This window comes from Arthrobacter sp. Dra40 (assembly GCF_059091905.1).
In genome coordinates this window covers 1-5,915 of sequence record NZ_JBNHHB010000268.1, presented here as the reverse complement: position 1 = coordinate 5,915, position 5,915 = coordinate 1, and the positions used below count along the sequence as shown (strand labels likewise).

Annotated in this window: 7 protein-coding genes and 1 tRNA gene; 6 read left to right on the top strand and 2 right to left on the bottom strand. The window is 67.4% G+C overall.

Going from position 1 to position 5,915, the window contains the following annotated elements:
• Both ilvD and AC5RWT_RS33480 read right to left on the bottom strand, forming a co-directional pair.
• Complete coding sequence (gene ilvD / locus AC5RWT_RS33485) at positions 1-1,704, bottom strand: dihydroxy-acid dehydratase (RefSeq protein WP_494083979.1); 1,704 nt, start codon at positions 1,702-1,704, stop codon at positions 1-3.
• Positions 1,705-1,832: 128 nt separating this feature from the next.
• Positions 1,833-2,750: a LysR family transcriptional regulator gene (locus AC5RWT_RS33480; protein ID WP_494083978.1), complete on the bottom strand. Its 918-nt coding sequence runs from the start codon at positions 2,748-2,750 to the stop codon at positions 1,833-1,835.
• Between the two features lie 72 nt (positions 2,751-2,822).
• On the opposite strand from AC5RWT_RS33480, the gene AC5RWT_RS33475 reads away from it, so the two are divergent.
• The 6 genes from AC5RWT_RS33475 to AC5RWT_RS33450 form a co-directional block, all read left to right on the top strand.
• Positions 2,823-2,978, top strand: coding sequence for a hypothetical protein (locus AC5RWT_RS33475; protein WP_494083977.1), 156 nt, complete (start codon positions 2,823-2,825; stop codon positions 2,976-2,978).
• A gap of 145 nt (positions 2,979-3,123) precedes the next feature.
• Entirely contained in the window at positions 3,124-3,549 is a 426-nt protein-coding gene (locus AC5RWT_RS33470; protein ID WP_494083976.1) for a hypothetical protein, read from the top strand.
• Positions 3,550-3,662: 113 nt separating this feature from the next.
• Positions 3,663-4,271: a hypothetical protein gene (locus AC5RWT_RS33465; RefSeq protein WP_494083975.1), complete on the top strand. Its 609-nt coding sequence runs from the start codon at positions 3,663-3,665 to the stop codon at positions 4,269-4,271.
• A gap of 3 nt (positions 4,272-4,274) precedes the next feature.
• The gene (locus AC5RWT_RS33460) at positions 4,275-5,351 is read left to right on the top strand and encodes a PQQ-dependent sugar dehydrogenase (protein WP_494083974.1); all 1,077 of its coding nucleotides are present in this window, start codon (positions 4,275-4,277) and stop codon (positions 5,349-5,351) included.
• 111 nt (positions 5,352-5,462) lie between these two features.
• Positions 5,463-5,535 (top strand) — tRNA-Lys (locus AC5RWT_RS33455).
• A gap of 93 nt (positions 5,536-5,628) precedes the next feature.
• On the top strand, positions 5,629-5,915 hold a 287-nt coding region (locus AC5RWT_RS33450), incomplete at its 3' end, for a nitronate monooxygenase (RefSeq protein ID WP_494083973.1).

The window sequence follows — 5,915 nt, the reverse complement described above, 5'->3', positions numbered from 1 at the left end:
CTAGCCGCAGTAAGCGCCGGTGGAGGCGGAGTTCACCAGCTTGGCGTACTTTGCCAGGACGCCGGTGGTGAACTTGGGCGCCAGCGGCTCCCAGCCCACCCTGCGGGTTTCCAGCTCGGCTTCGTCGACCAGCAGGTCAAAGCTGCGGGCCGCGATATCCACGCGGATCCGGTCGCCGTCGCGCACAAAGGCAATCGGACCGCCGTCGACCGCTTCGGGCGCCACGTGCCCGATGCACAATCCGGTGGTGCCGCCGGAGAACCGGCCATCGGTGAGCAGCAGCACGTCCTTGCCCAGCCCGGCGCCCTTGATCGCTCCGGTGATGGCGAGCATCTCGCGCATGCCCGGGCCGCCCTTGGGGCCTTCGTAGCGGATCACCACCACGTCACCCGCCTTGATCTGGCCGTTGTTCAGGGCGTCCAGGGCGCCCTGCTCCCGTTCGAACACCCGGGCGGTGCCCTCGAAGACATCGGCGTCGAAGCCGGCGCTCTTGACGACGGCTCCCTCAGGCGCCATCGAACCGTGCAGGATGGTGATGCCGCCGGTCTTGTGGATCGGGTTGTCCAGCGCGCGCAGGATCTTGCCGTCGACGTCCGGCGGGTTGATCTCCGCCAGGTTCTCGGCCACTGTCTTGCCGGTGACGGTCAGGCAGTCGCCGTGCAGCAGGCCGGCGTCGAGCAGGGCGCGCATGATGACGGGCACGCCGCCGATCTGGTCCACGTCGGTCATGACGTAGCGGCCGAACGGCTTCAGGTCGCCAAGATGCGGGATCTTGTCCCCGATCCGGTTGAAGTCCTCGAGCGTGAGGCCCACCTGCGCCTCGCGGGCGATCGCCAGCAGGTGCAGCACGGCGTTGGTGGATCCGCCGAAGGCCATGGTGACGGCGATGGCATTCTCGAACGCCTTCTTGGTCATGATGTCGCGGGCCGTGATGCCCAGCCGCAGCAGGTTCACCACTGCCTCGCCGGACTTGTGCGCGAAGACATCACGACGGCGGTCCGCCGAGGGCGGCGCGGCGGAGCCGGGCAGCGACATGCCCATGGCCTCGCCGATGCACGCCATCGTGTTCGCTGTGTACATGCCGCCGCAGGCGCCTTCACCCGGGCAGATGGCGCGTTCGATCCGGTCCAGGTCGCCGCGGCTCATCTTGCCCGCGGCACAGGCACCAACTGCCTCAAAGGCGTCGATTAAGGTGACCTGCTTCTCCGACCCGTCCTCGAGCTTCACGAAGCCGGGCATGATGGAACCGGCGTAGAGGAAGACGGCGGCCAGGTCCAGCCGGGCCGCGGCCATCAGCATGCCCGGCAGGGACTTGTCGCAGCCGGCCAGCAGCACCGAGCCGTCGATCCGCTCCGCCTGCATGACGGTTTCGACCGAGTCGGCGATGACTTCGCGGGAAACCAGCGAGAAGTGCATGCCCTCGTGCCCCATGGAAATGCCGTCCGAGACGGAGATGGTTCCGAACTGCATCGGGAAACCACCGCCGGCGTGCACGCCTTCCTTGGCGCCCTGGGCCAGCCTGTTCAGGGAGAGGTTGCAGGGGGTGATTTCGTTCCAGGAACTGGCGACGCCGATCTGCGGCTTGGCGAAATCGTCGTCCCCCATCCCCACTGCTCGGAACATCCCGCGCGCCGGAGCGGCGTGGATGCCATCGGTGACGACCCGGCTACGGGGCTTGATATCAGGAGTTACGTCCGCGCTCATGTTTTTGATTCTATGACCCGCACCGCACTGCCGAAGGCATATTACGACGGCGGCGCCTTACCTTTCGGCAGGAACGCCCCTCAATGTGATGTCGGCCGCTTCCCTGCTGCCGCCGTGCGCCCAAGGCCTCAACCTTGCTGGCTGGCGATTGCCGCAGCTTCCTGCTGCAACATCCCGATCACCCGGTGCACGCTGCTGCGCTCAGCCACATCGCTGCGCGCCAGCACCACTATGGTCCGGCTGGCGCGGATTCCCTCCAGCGGCCGCATCACGAATCCGCGGGCAGTCTGCGCCTTCCGCGAGGTGAACCGCGGCACCACGGCCAGCCCGTGCCCGGCGGCAACCATCGCCTCCATCACGCGCAGGTCCGCATAGCGCGTGGTCCGTTTGGCCAGCCTGCCGGTGCGTGCTTCGATTTGACGCAACACCTGCTCGAACGGAAAGCCCTGGGGCACGCCGATCCATGGATGGTCCACGACATCCTCGGGCCGCAGGGTGTCCAGCCCGGCCAGCGGATGGCCCGCCGGCATCGCCACATCAAGCGGTTCGTCCAGCAACGGCAGCACCGCAATGCCGCGTCGCGCGAAGGCCTCGGCGCCCTGCTGGCTGTGGGCCAGCACCAGATCGTAATCGGCTGCCAGCGGCAGAAACCCGTCCACGGAGGGGTCTTCCAGGCAGGGTTCAAAGTGCAACCCCTCGATTTCCTGCAGGCGATACATCAAGCCCGGCAGGAACATTTCGGCGGCACTGGGAAAAAACGCGGCGCGGATTTGGTTCTGCCAGCCGCTGCGGTAGCCGTCCACGGTGGCCTGGGCCCGTTCCATAGCGGCCGATACGTCCGAGGCAGCCGCGGCCATGGCCAGCCCGGCTTCGGTCAGCCGCACTCCCCTGCCGGCTCTCTCCACCAGCACCACGCCCACTTCCTCCTGCAGCACCTTCAGCTGCTGGGAGACCGCCGACGCTGTGACCTTCATCGCAGCCGCAGTCGCGACGACAGACCCCCGGTCGCCCAGTTCGCGCAGTATTTGGAGCCGCCTGATGTCCATGAAGCGATCCTACATAGAGGGCTAAGAAACCTTAGCTTGAACTTGACGGTCCCTGCCGTCGACAATGGGGGCATGACAGTCTCAGTAGCCTTGATCCTCGTGGGGATGGCCGCCGTCCTGGCGCGCCTCGCCGTCGTAGTCCGCCGCGACCACGGTCCGGTGCCCCGCAGCCACATCTGGGAGACCGACCATTCGGCCATGCCGGTGAAAGCGGTCGACGCCGTCTGACTACCCCATCACAAGCAAGCGCCGGGCACCACAAAAGGGCCAGGCGCTTTTTTGTGAGTCCGGTCCGCCGTACTGCCGTAAGGGATCACCCTTGCGCGGCCGCGGGCCGGCTGCCCAGCCCATCCACGGACATCCGAAGGCCAGCATGCCCAGCAGCGACGAACTCAAGGACGCGCTCAGCGCGATCTTTGACTCCCAGATCCCCAACTACGGCGACTATAACCTGGTCTGCGGCAGCAGCCGGCGGGACAGCGGCGGCACAGCGCCGGGCGGGCCCATTGACTACTACGTCATCGGTTACCGCTGGCGTCCGCAGGAACTGGTCATCGCTCCGTTCAACGGCTCGGATCTGACTGCCGGCGGCACGCCGGTGGCCATAAACATGACGAACATGTCCCACGCCGTCCAGCTGGGGGGCGGGGACTACGAGGTGGGCACCAGCACGGGCAAGACCTTCCGGTTCGGTGTCCGGGCCCACAGTGAGCTGCCCGCCGGGGACTGCACCATCGACCAGTCCGAAGACCAGCCGGACTTCCACAGCTTCATGGCGGAGCTGATCTTCCGGGCGTAGGCCTGTCGGTCCCGTCCCGCCCGCCGGTGCCCTCCGGTCTATGGACACCGCCCTCCCCCGCACGTAACGTCGGGACCAGTTGCACCATAACCATCAACCGGAAGGTGAAGGCCATGGACTGGATCTGGGGAATAGGGATCGTCGTCGTCATCGTCATGGCCGCCGTGCTGTTCCGGTTGTTCTCCCGAAAGTCCAGCCCCTCCGGCCCCGACCCCTTGGCCCACGCGCCCACCAGCCTGATGCACGGGCCCTCCGATGCCGCCAGCCAGAATCCTGAGGTCGGCCATCTGCCCCAGGCCGAAAACCCATCGCGGTCCTCGTACGACGGCGCCGCCCCGTCCACCGGAGTGGCCGATGCCGACCTCCGCGCCGGCGCGGAGCAGGACGAACACCTCCGGCCACGCACCGAAACCGGGACTCCGTCAGAGGCCCGGCCGGCGAACCGCCACGGGACGGCATTCCCGACCGGGGCCAACGAGGACGTGCTGGTGGAGGAGACGCTGCCGGCGTCCCCTGGCACCAGCGCCACCGCAACGGCAAGCGGCGCCGGGACCGAAGAACCCCCGCCGGCCGCCGCCGAGGACTCTGCAGCCGGGCAGCCGGACGGCACGGCCCAGCCGCTTTACGATGAGACCGAATGGCCCGGCCCTGCCGGCGAAGCCGCCACCGGTCAGTCCCTCGACGCGGACCATGGAGACGGGCCGGACCGGAAAAGAGGGTAACGGATGGCTGACGCAGCGGATCGGCACTTTCTGCGGCTCCGCCATGCCGGCCTGGTGCTGGCCGCGGCGCTAGCCACCGTCGTCGCCGGATGCGCCGCGGGCGGCGACGGCCGCCCCGACGAGGGCGTCACCTCCTCGAACCCCGGGGTGGCCACAGCGGCCTCCGGCTTGGCCGAGCCGTGGTCCATCGCAGTCCTGCCCGACGGCAGCGCTCTTATTTCCGAGAACGACACCGGCTTGATCAAGCACGTCGTCGACGGCGAGACGGTTGCTGCAGTGCCGGTGGAGTCCCCGCTGGAAACCACCGGTGAGGCTGGACTGCTCGGGTTGGAGCCCAGCCCGGATTTCGACGCCGATGCCCGCCTCTACGTCTACCTCACCTCTCCTGAGGACAACCGTGTGGTCAGTTACCGCTGGAACAACGGGCAGCTCAGCGACGGCCGGAATATCATTACCGGCATCCCCAAAGCCGGGAACCACAACGGAGGCAGGCTCAAGTTCGGCCCGGACGGCTACTTGTATATCGCCACCGGCGACGCCTCCGATTCCTCCCGCTCCCAGAACCTGTCCTCACTGGGCGGCAAGATCCTGCGAATCACTCCCGACGGCGACCCAGCGCCGGGCAATCCGTTCAAGAACAGCCCGGTCTACAGCTACGGCCACCGCAACGTCCAGGGGCTGGCGTGGGACGCGGATGGCAGGCTGTGGGCCACCGAGTTCGGCCCGGACCGGGACGACGAGCTGAATTTGATCGAGGCCGGCGGCAATTACGGCTGGCCGGACGTTACCGGAGCGCCCGGCGACCCGCGGTTCATCGACGCCAAGGTGGTCTGGCCGTCCACGGCGGAGGCCTCCCCCAGCGGCATGGCATTGGTGCACGGAACAGCATGGATCGCTGCGCTGCGCGGCCAGCGGCTGTGGCGCGTGGATTTGCACGGCACCGAGGCCGGAAAGCCCGAAGCCTTCTTCGAGGAAGAATTTGGCCGGCTGCGGGACGTAGTCGCCGCCCCGAACGGTGGCCTCTGGGTACTGACGAACGGCACCGGTGAGGACCAGATGCTGGCCATCTCTGTGAAGTAGGCGACAAAGGCGTCCTCGATTTCACTTTCGCCGAAATGTCCTGCTAGAGTTACATGTCGTTGCGAGGGAAAAAGCTTCCGGGAGACCGGCGCAAAACCTTCACCAACAGATGCACCTCTAGCTCAACTGGCAGAGCAATTGACTCTTAATCAATGGGTTCCGGGTTCGAGTCCCGGGGGGTGCACCCAGACCGAAAGCCCCTCACCGCGGTGAGGGGCTTTCGCCGTCTCCGCCGCTTTTGCAGCGCCCTGCGCAGCGCCCCGGTAGGCTCGGGCCTATGGGCACCTCATCCGCCACTCCTGATCTTTCCGAACGCCTGGGCTTGGCCGAGCCACTGCTCAACGCGTCCATGGCGGGAGCCGCCGGCGGGCGTTTGGCTGCCGCCGTTTCCGCCGCCGGCGGACTGGGCATGGTGGGCCTCGGCGGTGGAGTGGACGCTGACTGGCTGGAGCACGAGCTGGCCCTGGCCGCCGCTCCGGGCAAGCCGTGGGGTGCGGGGCTCATGGCCTGGGTCCTCGAGGAATCGATGGATCCCCTCCGGATCATACTGGAGCACCGGCCGGC